We start from the raw sequence: 16,537 nt of genomic DNA, 5'->3' as shown, positions 1-16,537 counted from the left end.
GGCGATGGCTTCGCCTCGGAGCGCCTGATGCACCGAACTGTTTGCATCGCAGGCAAGCAAGCGCCCACATGGCTTGCATTTCAACCTTGGTGTTTAGCCGGCCAGGACCATCGGCGGTAGGGTGCCCAGCAGGGAAACGGCGGCTACCGCCGATACACCCAATAACCATTCCAGCATTACGCTGGCCTTCAGCGTGCCCAGTCGCTCTTCGCAGCGTTCGATACGCAGTCGGTTCAGCAAGGCCAATGCCAGCATGCCGAATACCAGCAGCACCTTGATCAACAGGATCAGGGCGAAGCCGTTGAACAGCGGCGTGGGCCACAGCTGCCCGGTGAGCACGCGTACGTTGATCAAGCCGGTCACCAGCAAACCGGCCACCAAGCCATAACCCACACCGCTGAAGCGCTGGAGGATCGGCTGCAACGGGTAGCGGTTCGACTGCCTGAGGATCAGTACGAGCAGCAGCAAGCCGCCGAGCCAAGCCCCCACACAGACCAGATGCACCACCTGGTTGAGAATCAGCAATTGCCCGCTGAGCCCATCGAGCATGGCGCCATGACCAACCGGCGCCAGGGTGGCCAACAGCAACGCGATCACCGGCAGGCGCAACGCCGGCCAGGGTTTGCACAGCACGATCACCAGCAGCAGGTTCAACAGCAGGTGCCAGGTCCACACCTGGCCAAAAAAGGTCTTGCCCAGGACCAATTGCACCGTGGCCGGTTGCAAGGCCGCCTCCCAACTGCCGGCCATGCTGGCAGTGATCAACAGCAACCAGGCGATACCGGAGCCCAACCCCAGCCAGGCCAGCCCCCGGGTGATACGGTGAAGTTGCCGGTCCAGTACCGGTTGCGGTTCAGCGCCCACCAGCCAGGGCCTGAACACGCAGGCCCCGAACATCAACAATACGACGATGAAATGCAGGAAGCGGCACAGCACCAGCAGGGTCGCCATGGGTTATTGGCCGACCTTGAAGCTGTATTCACCGTTGCTCTTGTGGGTGTCGACCGAGACCGCGTTCCACACCACCTTATAGTTACCGGCAGCCAACGGTGCGGCCGGCGTGACGACGAGGACTTTCTTGTCGGCGTCCGGGGTTTCCAGGCCCTTGATGGCGATTTCGGTGCCGTCCTTGCTCAGGGACACCTTGGTGAACGTGGCTTCTACGCCTTCGCTGAACGTCAGGCGCAGGTCCTTTGGCGCGCTAACGCTGCTGTCTGCCGCGGGCTCCGCGCTTTTGAGGTGCGCATGGGCAAATGCCGCCGAGGCGCCCAGGAGGGAGGCGAGCAGGGCAACAGTGGTGAGGCTTTTCTTGATCGACATTGTTCAATACCTTTGGGTTCAGGGAGTCGGTAGAGCCATGTGCAGCAAGGGAAAGGGCTTGCCCTCGCCATCCAGCGGCGAGCGCGCGACCTGGATAAAACCATAGTGCAGGTAGAACCCCACGGCCTGGGGGTTTTGTTCGTTTACATCGACGGTGAGGGTGTCGTGACGGGCGCGGGCGTGGTCCAGTAACTGGCGGCCGATGCCCTGGCCACGACGGTCGGGGTCGATAAACAGCATTTCTACATTGTGCCCGCCAGTGCCAATAAAACCAGCGATACCCAGTGGGTCCTCATACACCCACACATCCAGGGCAGGCATCGGCAGGTAAGCGTCGCGCACCAGGGGGAGCAGGCGTTGAATGTCATCCTCGGGGAGGAAGTCATGGGTGGCGCGTACCGAGCGCTCCCACAGTGCTCCCAGCACGGGGTCGTCGGCGGCCACGCGAGGTCGAATAGTCATTGCAATGATCCTTCATGGGGACCGCGATCCTAACCAATCCGATTTTCGGTGGAAAGGTTCGCGTCAGAAGTTTCATTATGGCCTGTCGCCGCGATCTAGAGCCGATGGTAGTCTTTAAGCCAAGTTGTTGTCAGGGAGCCCTTATGGGCAATCACAAGATCGGAATTCGTCGGGTCAACGTCGAAAAAATCCTGCTGGCGGCGGAGAAAATCTTCGCCGAAAAAGGCTATGGCAGCACCGCCATGGCCGATATTGCCGAAGAAGTGCAACTGCCGCGCTCCAACCTGCATTACTACTTCACCACCAAGAGCGAGCTGTACAGCGCTGTGCTGTTCGACCTGCTGGAAGTGTGGAAGCAGGACGCCCTGAGCTTCGAGACCTTCGATGACCCCCGGGTGGTGCTCAGCAGTTACATCCGCGCCAAGATGCAGCGCTCGCGCACGCGGCCGTATGGCTCGAAAGTCTGGGCCAACGAAATCATCCACGGCGCGCCGACCCTCGGCGAGGCGCTGGACGCGAGCCTGTACGACTGGGCCAAGATGAAGGAAGCGAAGATCCGCCAGTGGGTGGAAGACAAACGTATCCTGCCAGTGGAGCCGTCGAGCCTGCTCTACATGATCTGGGCCTCGACCCAGCACTATGCCGACTTTGATCATCAGGTGAAGATCCTCAACGATCACCAGCCGTTGTCGGACATGCAGTTCGAGAAGGCGATACAGACGGTGACCAGTGTGATCTTGCGCGGGATTGGATTGGAGCCTTGAATTTGCGTGTCGGTGCAGGGCCTTGACGCAGGCAAGCCAACCCCCCAGTTGACCGCGTTCGGCCTGAAGGGCTGCAGTCAAATGGGGGCGCTGGCTTACCTGCGATAGCGGTCTAAGGGGTTACACGGCCTCCCTGTAGGGATTCCTCGGATCCTGCGTCCAATTCAAGAACGGCTTGCCGGTGTCGATGGGCACCATCTCGATACAGTCCGCCACCGGACAGGTGATCTGGCACAAGTTGCAGCCCACGCACTCATCATCGATCACCTCGTACTTATGCGTGCCGTCCGCCTGCTTCAGACTGGCGATGGCCTGGTGCGACGTATCCTCGCAGGCAATATGGCAACGCCCGCAGCCAATGCACGCCGCCTGGTCGATTTTCGCGATCACCTGGTAGTTGATGTCCAGGTACTTCCAATCCGTGGTGTTGCCCACCGCCCGCCCGGAAAACTCCTGCAAGCTCTGGTAGCCCTGACTGTCCATCCACCGCGACAGCCCGTCTTTCATTTCTTCCACAATCCGGAACCCGTGCAGCATCGCCGCTGTGCACACTTGTACCGCGCCGCAACCCAGGGCGACGAATTCCGCGGCGTCGCGCCAGTTGCCGATACCGCCAATGCCGCAGATCGGCAGCCCCTGCGTCTGTGGGTCGCGGGCGATTTCGGCGACCATGTTCAGTGCAATCGGCTTCACCGCAGAACCACAGTAACCGCCATGGGTGCTCTGGGTGCCAACGACGGGAAGGGCGACCATGCGTTCCAGGTCCACGCTGGTGATGGAGTTGATGGTGTTGATCAACGACACCGCGTCCGCCCCCCCACGATAGGCCGCCCGCGCCGCCACGCGGATGTCGGTGATATTCGGCGTGAGCTTGACGATCACCGGCAGCGAGCAATACGTCTTGCACCAGCGCGTCACCTGTTCCACATACTCCGGCACCTGGCCCACCGCCGCGCCCATGCCGCGCTCGGGCATGCCGTGGGGGCAGCCGAAGTTCAGTTCGATACCGTCGCAGCCAGTGGCTTCCACCCGCGGCAGGATGTTTTTCCAGGATTCTTCAACGCACGGCACCATCAGCGACACAATCAGCGCGCGGTCGGGCCAGTCCTTTTTCACCTGGGTGATTTCGCGCAGGTTGATCTCCAGGGAGCGGTCGGTGATCAACTCGATATTGTTGATGCCCAGCACTTCACGGTTGGCGCCGTAGTGCGCCGAGTAACGTGACGACACGTTGACCGCCGCCGGGTCTTCACCCAGGGTTTTCCACACCACGCCGCCCCAGCCCGCTTCGAAGGCGCGGACCACGTTGTAGGCCTTGTCGGTGGGCGGCGCGGAGGCCAGCCAGAAAGGGTTGGGGGCTTTGATACCGGCGAACACAATCGAGAGATCGGCCATTACGCGGCCTCCACATTCAGCATGAGTTGGGCGTGCATGGCTTCAGCGGCCAGCTTGCCATGTTGCACGGCCTGCACGGTGAGATCCTGGCCGAGGCTGACGCAATCACCACCGGCGTATACGCCGGGAATGCTGGTGCGCAGTTGTTCGTCGACGAAGATGCGCTCGCCGACGCGGTGCAGTTGCTGCGCCAGTGGATCATGCAGCGCCTCGTTGTCGAACCCCTGGCCGATGGCTTTGAAGATCGCATCGGCCGCCAGCTCGAAGGTTTCGCCGGTGGGGTGCAGTCGGCCGTTCTCCATGCGCGTGCGCAAAAAGCGCATGCCACGTACATGGCCCAGGTCATCCAGCAGCACGGCATCGGGCTGGGCCCAGGTCAGCAGGCGCACCTGGTTGGCCTTGGCGATGTCCTGTTCATGCTGGGTGGCGCCCATGTCTGCCAGGCCTCGACGATAGACGAGGTTGACGTCGCGGGCGCCGAGGCGGGCCATTTGCACGGCCATGTCGATCGCGGTATTGCCCGCGCCGAGCACGATGCAGCGATCGGCCAGCGGCAGTTGGGTCAGGTCATCGGCCTGGCGCAGCTCGCGGATGTAGTCGGTGGCGGCGAGCAGGCCCGGCGCGTCTTCGTGGGGCAGGCCCAACTGCTTGCTCGCGGCCAGGCCGAGCCCGAGGAAGACTGCATCGAATTGCTGGTGCAGTTCGCTGAGCGTGAGGTTGTCCCCCAGGCGTTGACCGTGACGGATCTCGATGCCACCGATCTGCAGGAGAAAATCCAGCTCCTTCTGCGCGAAATCGTCCACCAGTTTGTACTTGGCGATCCCGTATTCATTCAGGCCACCGGCTTTCTCCCGGGCTTCGAATATCACCACGTCATGACCGTGCAGCGCACTGCGGTGGGCGCAAGCCAGGCCCGCTGGGCCGGCACCGACCACGGCAATGCGCTTGCCGGTGGCGGCGGCGCGGTGGAAAGGGTGCTCGGTGAAGTGCGCGTTATCGACGGCATAACGTTGCAACAGGCCAATCAGCACCGGCGCGCACTCCTCGGCGTTGTTACGCACGCAGGCTTGCTGGCACAGGATTTCCGTAGGGCAGACACGCGCACAGCTACCGCCGAGGATGTTGGCCGAGAGGATTTTCTGCGCTGCGCCTTGTACGTTTTCGGTGTGGATATTGCGGATGAACGAGGGGATGTCGATCTCGCTGGGGCATGCGTTCACGCAGGGCGCGTCATAGCAATACAGGCAGCGCGAGGCTTCCAGTTGTGCCTGGCGCGCGTTGAGGGGCGGTGCCAGGTCGGTGAAATGGCTGGCGAGGGTGGCCCCGTCTTCGTGGGGATGGGGAAGGTGGGTCAGGGTCTGGATCACGGTGTCGGCCTCACGGTTATTGAGGTGCTGCCTCTGATGGGCATTGGTTATTGGTGTTGCCTGTACTGGCCTTATCGCAGGCAAGCCCGCTCCCCCATTGGTTCGGGTTCACATCGTTACAATGGGGGAGCCGGGCTTGCCCGCAGTAGGCCCAAGGCCGCTTTCAGCGTTTCACGGCAGTGGGCCTGGAGCGCTCTGCCCGCTTGCTCAACTGCTCGAACACCGACGGATACGCCGGCCGCTCCACATACCGCCCGGCACCGCGCTCGGCGCGCAGGTCGCCATCGGCCCAGACCAGCTTGCCCTGGCTGATGGTGTGGCTCGGCACACCGCGCACGGTCTTGCCTTCGAAGATGTTGAAGTCGACCTGCTGGTGATGAGTCTTGGCGGAAATGGTCCGCGTACCCTCGGGGTCCCACAGCACCAGGTCAGCATCCGCACCCACGCGAATCGCGCCTTTGCGCGGGTAGAGGTTGAAGATCTTCGCGGTGTTGGTGGAGGTCAGTGCAACGAACTCATGCATCGACAGGCGCCCGGTGTTGACGCCTTCGTCCCACAGCAGTGCCATGCGGTCTTCGATACCCGCGGTGCCGTTGGGGATCTTGCTGAAATCGTCACGTCCAGCGGCCTTTTGCTCGGCGCAGAAGCAGCAGTGGTCGGTGGCGGTGGTGTGCAGGTTGCCCGATTGCAGGCCATGCCACAGCGCATCCTGATGCCCGCGCGGGCGGAACGGCGGGCTCATCACGTAGCCGGCGGCGGTGTGCCAGTCGGGGTGCTGGTAGACGCTGTCGTCCAGCAGCAGGTGGCCGGCGAGTACTTCACCGTAGACCGCCTGGCCCTTGCCACGGGCGTAGGTGATTTCATCCAGCGCCTCCTTGGTGGACACGTGCACCAGGTACAACGGCGTGCCGATGGTCTCGGCGATGCGGATCGCGCGGCTGGCCGCTTCGCCCTCTACTTGGGAAGGGCGCGACAGCGGGTGTGCTTCCGGCCCGGTGATGCCCTGGGCCATCAGCTTGCGTTGCAGGTGATACACCAGCTCACCGTTCTCGGCATGCACCGTGGGCACCGCGCCCAGTTCCAGGCAGCGCTCGAAGCTGGCGACCAGGGTATCGTCCGCCGCCATGATCGCGTTCTTGTAGGCCATGAAGTGCTTGAAGCTGTTGATGCCATGGTGGCTGACCAGTTCGGCCATCTCCTCGCGCACCTGCTCGCTCCACCAGGTGATCGCCACGTGAAAACCATAGTCGGACGCGGATTTTTCCGCCCAGCCGCGCCACTGGTGAAAGGCTTCCATCAAGGATTGCTGTGGGTTGGGAATCACAAAGTCGATGATCGACGTGGTGCCGCCCGCCAGGCCGGCTGCCGTACCACTAAAAAAGTCTTCACTGGCGACGGTGCCCATGAAAGGCAATTGCATATGGGTGTGCGGGTCGATGCCGCCGGGCATCAAGTATTGGCCACTGCCATCGAGTATTTCAGTGCCGGCGGGAACCTCCAGATCCGTGCCAATGGCGCGAATCAGACCGCCTGCGCATAACACATCGGCGCGGTAACTTTCATCATGGGTAATAACGGTGGCGCCACGGATCAACAGCGACATGTCGAGTTCCTCACAGGCTTGACCGGCTTGTGCCAGTTCTAAGTGTTGTAATGCGGCTTGCCGATGGTCGGTTAAATCCTGTCATCGGTGACAGGAATAGAAACTAGCCCGAGTTATTCGATTGGGCAAGAAGATTTTTTATAAGCTTATACAGTGTTTAACTAATTGAAAAATAAGGATTAAATCCGGCAATCACCAAAATGCAGCGGCCGCTCACCATTTTGACGCACTTGACAGGTTCTCAAATTGAGCAACATTTCTTATTGCAAATCAGGCGGTTGAGACATGCCTATTGACGGAGGCGGTAAATAAAAATAATTGTGGTGCACCAGATTGAGTCCTGAGGGTTTGGATAACTTCCGTGTTATCCAGCCTGAGTAACGCCACAAGTACCGAAGGCCTGATCGGATAATGAAATAAAGCTGAATAACATCAGCCAGTTATATAAGCGGTACGGGTTCAAGCGCAGCGGTCGGCACGGTTATTGAGTGCAGTGGCGGCTGGCCGGTCCCGTGATGTCATGTTGTTTACGAGGTACTCCGGCCACCTGCAATCGTTTGCAGGCGAGCAAAAATAATTCGAAAAAACCGTGGAGCGGCCATGCAACAGAACAGATCGCAAGTCATCGAACGCAACGGCCTGTACGAACTCGACGCCGGCCCCGACGTCCTCGACAGCCCGCGCTACAACCACGACATGGCACCGACCAAGGTGCATGAACGCACCTGGAACAAGTGGCACATCACCGCGCTGTGGGTCGGGATGTCGATCTGTGTGCCCACCTATACGTTGGGCGGCGTACTCACCGCGTACTTTGGCTTGTCGGTAGGCGAGGCGCTGATGGCGATCTTGCTGGCCAATATCGTGGTGCTGATCCCGCTGACCCTCAACGCGTTCCCTGGCACCAAGTACGGCATACCCTTTCCGGTGCTGTTGCGTTCCTCGTTCGGCATCCTCGGTTCCAACGTCCCGTGCCTGATCCGCGCGCTGGTGGCGTGTGGCTGGTTTGGTATCCAGACGATGTTCGGCGGGCTTGCAATCCACCTGTTCCTGGGCTCGATCTTCGAGGGCTGGAAGTCCCTCGGCGGCACCGGTGAAGTGATTGGCTTCATGATTTTCTGGTGCCTGAACTTGTGGGTGGTGCTGCGTGGCGCCGAATCGATCAAGCGCCTGGAAACCCTGTCCGCGCCGCTGCTGGTGGCGGTGGGGATTGGCCTGCTGGTGTGGGCAATGCCCAATGTCTCGATCAGCGAATTAATGGCGATCCCGCCCAAGCGTCCCGAAGGCGCGAGCCTCACCGGTTACTTCATGGCGGGCCTCACGGCGATGGTGGGTTTCTGGGCCACGCTGTCGTTGAATATTCCCGACTTCAGCCGCTACGCCAACAGCCAGAAGGACCAGATTCTCGGGCAGATTTTCGGCCTGCCGCTGACCATGTTCCTGTTCGCCGCCCTCGGCGTGATCATGACCGCTGCCTCGGTGAAGCTGGTGGGCGTCAGCGTCTCCGACCCGGTGACCCTGATCGGGCATATCCAGAGCCCGGTGTGGGTGGCCATCGCCATGGCGTTGATCATCATCGCGACGTTGTCCACCAACACCGCCGCGAACATCGTTTCGCCCACCAACGACTTCCAGAATATCGCGCCCAAGCTGATCAACCGTACCACCGCCGTGATCCTGACTGGCCTGGTAGGGCTGGTGTTGATGGGGCACGAGTTGCTGAAAAAGCTTGGGCTGATCGTTTCCGATGTGAGCCTGGAGACCGTCTATTCCAATTGGCTGCTCGGCTATTCAAGCCTGCTGGGGCCTATCGCCGGGATCATGGTGGTGGACTACTTCATCACCCGCAAACAGCAACTGGACCTTGCCGGGCTGTACCGCGATGACGTTTACCCCGCGTGGAACTGGAGTGGCTTCATCGCCTTTGGCGTGCCAGTGGTGCTGACCTTGCTGTCGCTGGGCAGTGACGCGTTCAGCTGGTTCTACAGCTATGGCTGGTTTACCGGCTCGGCGTTGGGTGGCGTGTTGTATTACGGGCTGAATGCCAGGCGTGGCATCAGCCCGGTCACTGCCAAATCCCCGTTGTGAGAGGTGGAAGCGCGATTCAAATGTGAGAGCGGGCTTGCTCGCCAATGCGCTCTTCCAGACGACATTGGCGGCGACTGATACGGCTTCTTCGCGAGCAAGCCCGCGCCCACATGCATGACCGCATTCCATTACTGGAATCAGGTCAATCCATAAGAAATGTAGCCTGAGGAGATCCCCCATGAACGCTGCCCTCGACGTTCTGCAATCGACCCATCAGCACATCAACCGCGACCGCTTGTGGCAGTCGCTGATGGACCTGGCCAGACTCGGCGCCACCCCCAAGGGCGGCGTGTGTCGCCTGGCCCTCACCGACCTCGACCGCAAGGCCCGCGACCTGTTCGTGCAGTGGTGCGAGGAGGCCGGTTGCACCGTGACCATCGACGGCATCGGCAACATCTTCGCCCGTCGTCCCGGCCGCAACCCCAACCTGCCCCCGGTGATGACCGGCAGCCATATCGACACCCAGCCCACCGGTGGCAAGTTTGACGGTTGCTTCGGCGTACTCGCGGGCGTGGAAGTGCTGCGCACCCTTAACGACCTCAAGGTGGAAACCGAGGCGCCGCTGGAAGTGGTGGTGTGGACCAATGAGGAAGGCTCGCGCTTTGCGCCGTGCATGATGGGCTCGGGGGTGTTTGCCGAGAAATTTACCCTGGCGGACACCTTGGCCAAGGTGGATGGGGAGGGCGTCAGTGTCGGCGATGCGCTGGATGCGATTGGCTACGCGGGCTCGCGGCCGGTAAGCGGTCATAAGGTCGGTGCGTATTTCGAGGCGCATATCGAACAGGGGCCGATTCTTGAGGACGAGAAGAAAACCATCGGCGTGGTGCTCGGCGCACTGGGGCAGAAGTGGTTCGACCTGAAACTGCGCGGGGTTGAGGCGCATGCGGGGCCAACGCCGATGCACTTGCGCAAGGATGCCTTGGTGGGCGCGGCGGCAGTGGTGGCGGCGGTGAACGCAGCGGCGCTGGGGCACCAGCCCCATGCGTGCGGGACGGTGGGTTGCCTGCAGGCTTATCCAGGATCGCGCAACGTGATTCCAGGCGAAGTGCGCATGACCTTGGATTTCCGTCACCTGGAACCGGCACGCCTGGATTCGATGATTGCGCAGGTGCGCCAGGTCATTGAAGACACCTGCGCCAAACACGGGCTCAGTTTTGAGATGGAACCCACCGCTGACTTCCCGCCGCTGTATTTCGACAAAGGCTGCGTAGACGCTGTGCGCAATGCGGCGAATGGCCTGGGCCTGTCGAACATGGACATCGTCAGCGGGGCAGGGCACGACGCGATCTTCGTTGCCGAACTCGGCCCGGCAGGCATGATCTTCGTGCCGTGTGAGGGGGGCATCAGCCACAACGAGATCGAGAATGCCGCACCAGATGACTTGGCGGCGGGGTGTGCGGTGTTGTTAAGGGCGATGGTTGCGGCATCGGCGGCCATCGCCAGCGGCAAACTCGCTGCCTGAAACGCGGTGGTTCAGTGACGTGTTCACTGGTTGATCCACCGCTATCGCAGGCAAGCCAGCTCCCACATTGTTGAAAGCGTTCACAACTCGAAAATGTGAGAGCCGGGCTTGCCTGCGATGATGCAAGGTCAGGCGCCGGGCTGCCAACCCCCGCCGAGCGCAGTCACCAACCCTACGCTGGCTTGCAGTTGCCGCGTCTGCACCGCTTGCAATGTCCTCTGCGCTTGCAACGCCGCCGTCTGTGCCGTCACCACGTCCAGGTAGCTCACGGCCCCGGCCTGATAGCTGTTCATCGCCAGTGCTTGGGTATGCTGTGCTGCATCTGCCGCCGCTTGTTCATCCTGCGCCTCCTGTTGCAAATCCCTGAGTTGCGCCAGGTTATCCTCTACCTCGCGCACGGCCTTCAGCACCTGGCTGCGGTAGTGCGCGGAGGCTTCTTCGAACTCGGCCTTGGCTTGGCGTTCGTTGGCACTCAAGCGCCCGCCATCAAAGATCGGCACGTTCACCAACGGCCCCAGCGCCCAATAGCGATTGCTGGCGGACAGCAGGTTACCAACCCCTTGGGTTTGCCCGCCAATCAAGCCGGTCAGGCTGAAATCCGGGTACCACGCCGCTTTCGCCACGCCGATATTGGCATTGGCGGCAAACACTCGACGCTCCGCCGCCGCAATGTCCGGACGACGTTGCAGCAGATGGCTCGGCAACTGCGACGGGATCCCCGGCAGTGCAATCAATCGCTGGCTCGGCGGCAGGCTGAAGCCGCTGGCCGCCACACCCACCAATTCACCAATGGCGTGCTCGGTGAGGTTGCGCTGGCCACGCACTTCATCCCGCTGTGCCTTGGCCTCGGCGAGCTGATTTTGCGCGCGGGTCAGGTCGAGTTCGGAAGCGATCTGGCCCTCATACCGACTGCGGGTCAGTTGTAGCGCCTGGCTGAAATCATCCAGCGAACGGTCGAGAATCCGCGCCTGTGCATCCAGCCCATTGAGCTGCACATACAACGTCGCCAATTGATGTTGCAAGCTCAGGCGTGCCACAGCCAGGTCGTCGCCGGACGCTTGCGCCTGGGCATCGCCGGCCGCGACCTGGTTGCGGATCTTGCCCCACAGGTCCAGGTCATAACTCAGCGAGAAACCTGCGGTATTGCTGTTGTACACCGACGGCTGCGTATCCCCACGCAAGGGTCGCGAGTCCGACTGGCGCTGGCGCAATGGCTGCGCGCTGGCGGTGATCTGCGGGAACAGCCCGGCATGCAGTTGACTGGCATACGCCTGGGAAGCATCGAAGTGCGCCAGCGCCGCCGCCAGGTCCGGGTTAGCCTTGAGCAGTTGCTGTTGCAGGTCGTCCAGGCGCGTGTCGTGATAGAGCGTCCACCACTGCGGCGCCAGTTGGTCGGACGGCTGTGCGCTGTGCCAGGGGCCATCGCTGGTCTGTTCGCGGTAGTGGGCGGGCAGGTCAATAGAGGGCACCTTGTAGGTGGGCGCCATCGAGCAGCCCTGCAACGCCAGCAGCATCAATGCGGCGAGGGGCTTAAGCCTTGGGCGCATGCGTACCTCCTGAGGCATCGGCCAGTTGTACCGGGTCGCCTTCGCGCAGGGCGTCAGGCGGGTTGTCGACCACGCGGTCGGCAGGCTTCAGGCCCTGGTCGATGACCAGGCGTTCGCCCAGGTCGAGGCCGATGTGAATACCCTGCAGGTGCACATGATTCTGCGCATCCAACACCGCCACTTGGGTGCCTTGGGCACGGAAGATCAGCGCGCTGGCCGGGATGCTCACGCCATGGGTATCAGCCGGCACCGGCAGGGTGGCTTCGGCGTAGTCGCCGGGCAGCAACTCGCCGTTGGGGTTGTCGGCCACGAATTGCGCGAGCAGGGTGCCGGAGCGGCGGTCGATGGCGGTGGAGTCGCCGATCAGGCGCGCCTTGAAGTGCTCGCCGGGATGCTCGGGCACGGTCAACTCGGCTTCGAGACCTTGGTGGATGACGGCCGCGTAGTTCTGCGGCACCGGCACATACAGGCGCAATTGATGCGTGTCGGCGATGTTGAACAGCTCCGGGTCGCTGTCGGTATCGGCCTTGATCAGTTGGCCGATATCGGTGTTACGCGCAGTGATGGTGCCGGCAAAGGGGGCACGTATCGTCTTGTAGCGCTCCAGTGCCGTCAGCCTGGCATAGTCGGCAGCGGCGGCTTCGGCGTTGGCCTTGGCCGCGGCGGCGTTGGAGGTTTTTTCATCGGCCTCCTGGCGCGACACCGAGTGACTGGCCAGCAGGTTCTGCCAGCGCGTGGCGGTGGTGGCGGCCAGGCGTGCATTGGCCTGTTCTTGCACCCATCGTGCGTGGGTTTGTGCCAGTTGCTGGTCGAGGTCGGGGCTGTCGATCTCGGCGAGTATTTGCCCGGCGTTGACGTGGGTGCCGATGTCGGCCTTCCAGTCCTTGAGGTAGCCGCTGACTCGGGCATGGATAGGCGCCTTGCTCCAGGCTTCCAGGTGCGCGGGCAGCCGCAGGGTTTCGCCCGCCGCGTTTTGCTGCGGTTGGAACACCATCACTTGCGGGACGGCGGCGGTTTCGGTCCAGGCAGTGACCGATCGCTCGTGCAGGGTGCGGGCGTGCAGGCCGTTGGCGACCAACAGGGCGGCCAGGGTCAGGCCGCCGACACCCATGAGCATCAGACGCTTGCGCGAGGGTTTGTGATCAGACGACATGAGACGTTTCTCCAGCAGTTGCGCGAGTAGGGTGACGACCGTGGACCAGGCTGAAGACCACGGGAACAAACAACAGGGTGGCGGTGGTGGCGAGGATCAGCCCACCGATCACCGCACGGCCAAGCGGGGCGTTCTGCTCCTCGGACATCGCCAGCGGCAACATGCCGATGATCATCGCCAGGGCGGTCATGCACACCGGGCGAAAGCGGGTGTAGCCGGCTTCCAGTGCAGCCTTGAGCGCGTCGCCATGTTCGGCCAGGCGTTCACGGCAGAAACTCACCACCAGGATCGAGTTGGCCGTGGCGACGCCCATGCACAGGATCGCGCCGGTCAAGGCGGGCACCGACAAGGACGTGCCGCTGAGGAACAACATCCACACAATCCCCGCCAGTGCGGCCGGCAAGGCGGTGATGATCACGAACGGGTCCACCCACGACTGGAAGTTGACCACGATCAGCAGGTAGATCAGCACCACCGCACCGAGCAGGCCAAAGCTCAGGCCGCTGAATGCTTCGTGCAGCGCGTCGATCTGCCCGTGCAGGCTGATCACCGCGCCTTTTGGGCGCATGGACGCGGTGTCGTCCAGCACTTTCTGCACATCGCGGGCTACCCCGCCGAGGTCGCGACCCTGCACGTTGGCATACAGGTCCAGGGTCGGTTCGATGTTGTAGTGGGTGACCACCGCCGGGCTTTGCACACGGGAAATGGTGGCGACGCCGCCGAGGATCTGCGACTTGCCGTCGGCGCCGGTCACTGGCAGGGCCTCGAGCGAAGGCAGGCTGTCGAGGCGGTATTGCGGGGTGGCCGCAACAATGGAGTAGGACACGCCGTTGGCCGGGTTCAGCCAGAAGGTCGGCGCGACCTGGGAGCTGCCGGCGAGGGAGGCGACCATGCTGTTGGTCACGTCACGCTCGGTGATGCCCAGGCCGTTGGCGCGCATGCGGTCGACGTTCACTTGCAGCGACGGGTAGCCGGTGGACTGCTGGATGCGCAGGTCGGCGATGCCGGGAACGTGCTGCAAACGACGTTCAAGCTCCACCGCATAGGCGCGGTTTTCTTCGTCGCTGCGCCCGGAGATTTTCACGTCCAGCGGGGCCGGGGCGCCGAAGTTGAGGATCTGGCTGCTGATGTCCGCCGGCAGGAAGGCGAAGTGACTGCCAGGGAAACTTTGCGGCAAGGCTTCACGCAGTTTTTTCACGTAGTCGGCAGTGGGGGCGTGATCTTTTTTCAGGCTGACCTGGATATCGCCATCTTGCGGGCCGATGGTGCCGCTGCTGCTGTAGGCCATGTCGATGCCGCTGAGCGGGATGCCGATGTTATCGACAATGGTATCCAGCTCCTGGGCGGGGATGACTTCGCGAATCCGCGCTTCAATGCGGTCGAAGGCGGCGGCGCTTTCTTCGATACGCGTACCCAGTGGCAAGCGCACGTGAAGGGCCAGGGCGCCTGCATCGGTGGCCGGGAAAAAGTCCTGGCCCAGGCTAGGCAGCAGCAGGAATGACGCCAGTACACAGGCCAGGAAGCCGACGATAAAGCGCCTGCGATTGCCCAGGGCCAAGGTCAGCAGGCCATGGTAGGTGTCGCGGATATTGGAGAAGTGGCGCTCGAAACCTTGCTGGAAATTGAGCACCGATTGCAGCACGGCATTGCGCTGTTTCGTGTGCTGTTCACCTTCATGGTGATTGATGAATTCATCTTCTGGATGATGCCCGGCGCCGGGCTCCGGCATGTGCGGCTTAAGCAGGAACATCGCCAGGGTCGGCACCAGCGTACGTGAGAGGATGAACGAGCTCGCCATGGCAAATATCACCGCCAAAGCCATCGGCCGGAACAAGTAGCCGGCGATGCCCTGCAGCAGAAACATCGGTACGAACACGATGCAGATACACAGCAGCGAGACAAACGCCGGGCCGACAATTTGCGCGGCACCGTCGAGGATCGCGGTCTTCACCGCCTTGCCTTGCTCCAGGTGCCAGTTGATGTTCTCGATGGTCACCGTGGCGTCGTCCACCAGGATCCCCACCGCCAACGCCAGCCCGCCCAGGGTCATCACATTGAGGGTTTGCCCGCTGACCGCCAGCAGTGCGATGGCCGACAGCACGGCCAGGGGAATCGAGGCGGCGATGATCAGCGTCGAACGCCAGCTGCCGAGGAACAGCAGGATCATCGCGCTGGTCAGCAGCGCGGCGATGATGCCTTCCTGGGCTACGCTGCCCACCGATTGCTTGACGAACACCGAGGCGTCGCCCAGCAGGGAAGTCTTCAGCGATGGCGGCAGGGTTTCGTTGATACGCGGCAGCATCTGGCGGATGCCGTCGATGATCGACAGGGTCGAGATGCTGCCGTTTTTCAGCGCCGGCATCAGCACCGCGCGGTGGCCGTCGACGCGCACGATGTTGGTTTGCGGCGGCGAACCGTCACGCACGTGGGCCACCTGACCGATGGTGATCAGCGCACCGTCGACCGTCTTGATCGGCAGGTCGTTAAGTTCATCGATGGCCTTGGGGCTGTTGTTGAGCAGGATCGTGTATTCGTTGGGGCCCAGTTTGGCCGTGCCCACCGGGATGATCTGGTTCTGCAACGCCAGGGCATTGCCCACGTCCTGGGCTGACAAACCCTTGGCGGCCAGCGCTTGCGGGTCGAGGTCAAGGGTGATCTGGCGTTGCTTGCCGCCCATTGGCGTGGGCATGGCCAGGCCGGGCAGGGCGCTGAGGGGCAGGCGGATATTGTTCTGTACCAGGTCGCGGATCTTGGCTTCCGAGAGGCTCGGGCTGGAGAACGCCATCTGCAGGATCGGCACCGTGGAGGCGCTGTAGTTGAGGATCAGTGGCGGCGTGATGCCCGGCGGCATTTGCTTCAACACGGTTTGTGACACCGCGGTCACCTGGGCGTTGGCGGTGCGGATATCGACGCCGGGCTGGAAGAAGATCTTGACGATGCCCATGCCGGGCAGGGATTGCGATTCGATATGTTCGATGTCGTTGACGGTGGTGCTCAGGGAGCGTTCGTAGGTGTAGATCACCCGGCCCGCCATGGCGTCCGGCGACAGGCCGTTGTACTGCCAGACCACGGCGACCACAGGGATGCCGATATCGGGGAAAACGTCAGTGGGGGTGCGCAGGGCCGCCATCGGCCCGATGATGCAGATGAATATGGCCAACACGATAAACGTGTACGGCTTTTGCAGTGCGGTCTTTACCAGCCCGAGCATGCGTGAACCTCCAGAGGAGCAGGATTGCAAACCCCGGCAGTCTCAGGCGACCCACCTAACACGCACCTTTCAGCCAGGTGAAGGAACATTTAGGTAAGGGCTGAAGATCGTTTCATATGTATTCATTTGTTCTGGGCAGGTCCGCTCCGCAAGCTTGTAGCCCAT

General features: G+C 62.1%; 12 protein-coding genes. 3 read left to right on the top strand and 9 right to left on the bottom strand.

Going from position 1 to position 16,537, the window contains the following annotated elements:
* Window positions 1-93 precede the first annotated feature (93 nt).
* The 3 genes from copD to ATH90_RS17610 are packed head-to-tail and all read right to left on the bottom strand — an operon-like array spanning window position 94 to window position 1,782.
* Window positions 94-951 carry a copper homeostasis membrane protein CopD gene (copD, locus tag ATH90_RS17620; protein ID WP_034107302.1) on the bottom strand — a complete coding sequence of 286 codons (858 nt, stop codon included), beginning with the start codon at window positions 949-951 and terminating at the stop codon, window positions 94-96.
* A gap of 3 nt (window positions 952-954) precedes the next feature.
* The gene (gene copC, locus ATH90_RS17615) at window positions 955-1,320 is read right to left on the bottom strand and encodes a copper homeostasis periplasmic binding protein CopC (RefSeq protein WP_034107300.1); all 366 of its coding nucleotides are present in this window, start codon (window positions 1,318-1,320) and stop codon (window positions 955-957) included.
* A gap of 18 nt (window positions 1,321-1,338) precedes the next feature.
* Window positions 1,339-1,782, bottom strand: a complete 444-nt coding sequence (locus ATH90_RS17610; RefSeq protein WP_034107298.1) for a GNAT family N-acetyltransferase — start codon at window positions 1,780-1,782, stop codon at window positions 1,339-1,341.
* A gap of 143 nt (window positions 1,783-1,925) precedes the next feature.
* Here ATH90_RS17610 and ATH90_RS17605 point away from each other — a divergent pair, with 143 nt between their 5' ends.
* Window positions 1,926-2,546 carry a TetR/AcrR family transcriptional regulator gene (locus ATH90_RS17605; protein WP_034107296.1) on the top strand — a complete coding sequence of 207 codons (621 nt, stop codon included), beginning with the start codon at window positions 1,926-1,928 and terminating at the stop codon, window positions 2,544-2,546.
* Between the two features lie 120 nt (window positions 2,547-2,666).
* Here ATH90_RS17605 and preA read toward each other — a convergent pair whose 3' ends face one another.
* The 3 genes from preA to hydA all read right to left on the bottom strand — a co-directional run bounded on the left by preA (window position 2,667) and on the right by hydA (window position 6,911).
* Window positions 2,667-3,941 carry an NAD-dependent dihydropyrimidine dehydrogenase subunit PreA gene (preA, locus tag ATH90_RS17600; protein WP_034107294.1) on the bottom strand — a complete coding sequence of 425 codons (1,275 nt, stop codon included), beginning with the start codon at window positions 3,939-3,941 and terminating at the stop codon, window positions 2,667-2,669.
* Complete coding sequence (locus tag ATH90_RS17595; RefSeq protein ID WP_034107292.1) at window positions 3,941-5,308, bottom strand: NAD(P)-dependent oxidoreductase; 1,368 nt, start codon at window positions 5,306-5,308, stop codon at window positions 3,941-3,943. Before ATH90_RS17595 ends, preA begins: the two co-directional genes overlap by 1 nt.
* A 163-nt stretch (window positions 5,309-5,471) precedes the next feature.
* A complete protein-coding gene (gene hydA, locus ATH90_RS17590) occupies window positions 5,472-6,911 on the bottom strand; it encodes a dihydropyrimidinase (protein ID WP_098466890.1) in 1,440 nt (479 codons plus the stop codon).
* A gap of 600 nt (window positions 6,912-7,511) precedes the next feature.
* Between hydA and ATH90_RS17585 the strand changes: the two genes are divergently transcribed.
* Window positions 7,512-8,999 (top strand): NCS1 family nucleobase:cation symporter-1, encoded by a 1,488-nt coding sequence (locus tag ATH90_RS17585; RefSeq protein ID WP_034107288.1) that lies wholly within the window; start codon window positions 7,512-7,514, stop codon window positions 8,997-8,999.
* 178 nt (window positions 9,000-9,177) lie between these two features.
* Entirely contained in the window at window positions 9,178-10,461 is a 1,284-nt protein-coding gene (locus tag ATH90_RS17580) for a Zn-dependent hydrolase (protein ID WP_069077717.1), read from the top strand.
* A gap of 128 nt (window positions 10,462-10,589) precedes the next feature.
* Here ATH90_RS17580 and ATH90_RS17575 read toward each other — a convergent pair whose 3' ends face one another.
* From ATH90_RS17575 to ATH90_RS17565, 3 genes are read right to left on the bottom strand one after another with little or no spacing between them, the layout of a single operon-like run.
* Complete coding sequence (locus ATH90_RS17575; protein ID WP_098466889.1) at window positions 10,590-12,008, bottom strand: efflux transporter outer membrane subunit; 1,419 nt, start codon at window positions 12,006-12,008, stop codon at window positions 10,590-10,592.
* A complete protein-coding gene (locus tag ATH90_RS17570; protein ID WP_098466888.1) occupies window positions 11,992-13,161 on the bottom strand; it encodes an efflux RND transporter periplasmic adaptor subunit in 1,170 nt (389 codons plus the stop codon). The genes ATH90_RS17575 and ATH90_RS17570 overlap by 17 nt, the downstream gene beginning before the upstream one ends.
* Complete coding sequence (locus ATH90_RS17565) at window positions 13,151-16,372, bottom strand: efflux RND transporter permease subunit (RefSeq protein WP_069077720.1); 3,222 nt, start codon at window positions 16,370-16,372, stop codon at window positions 13,151-13,153. Before ATH90_RS17565 ends, ATH90_RS17570 begins: the two co-directional genes overlap by 11 nt.
* Between the last annotated feature and the right edge of the window lie 165 nt (window positions 16,373-16,537).

Source organism: Pseudomonas lurida (assembly GCF_002563895.1).
Lineage (GTDB): Bacteria > Pseudomonadota > Gammaproteobacteria > Pseudomonadales > Pseudomonadaceae > Aquipseudomonas > Aquipseudomonas lurida.
The sequence above is the reverse complement of the archived record's forward strand: the minus strand, read 5'-3'. Positions and strand labels throughout refer to the sequence as shown.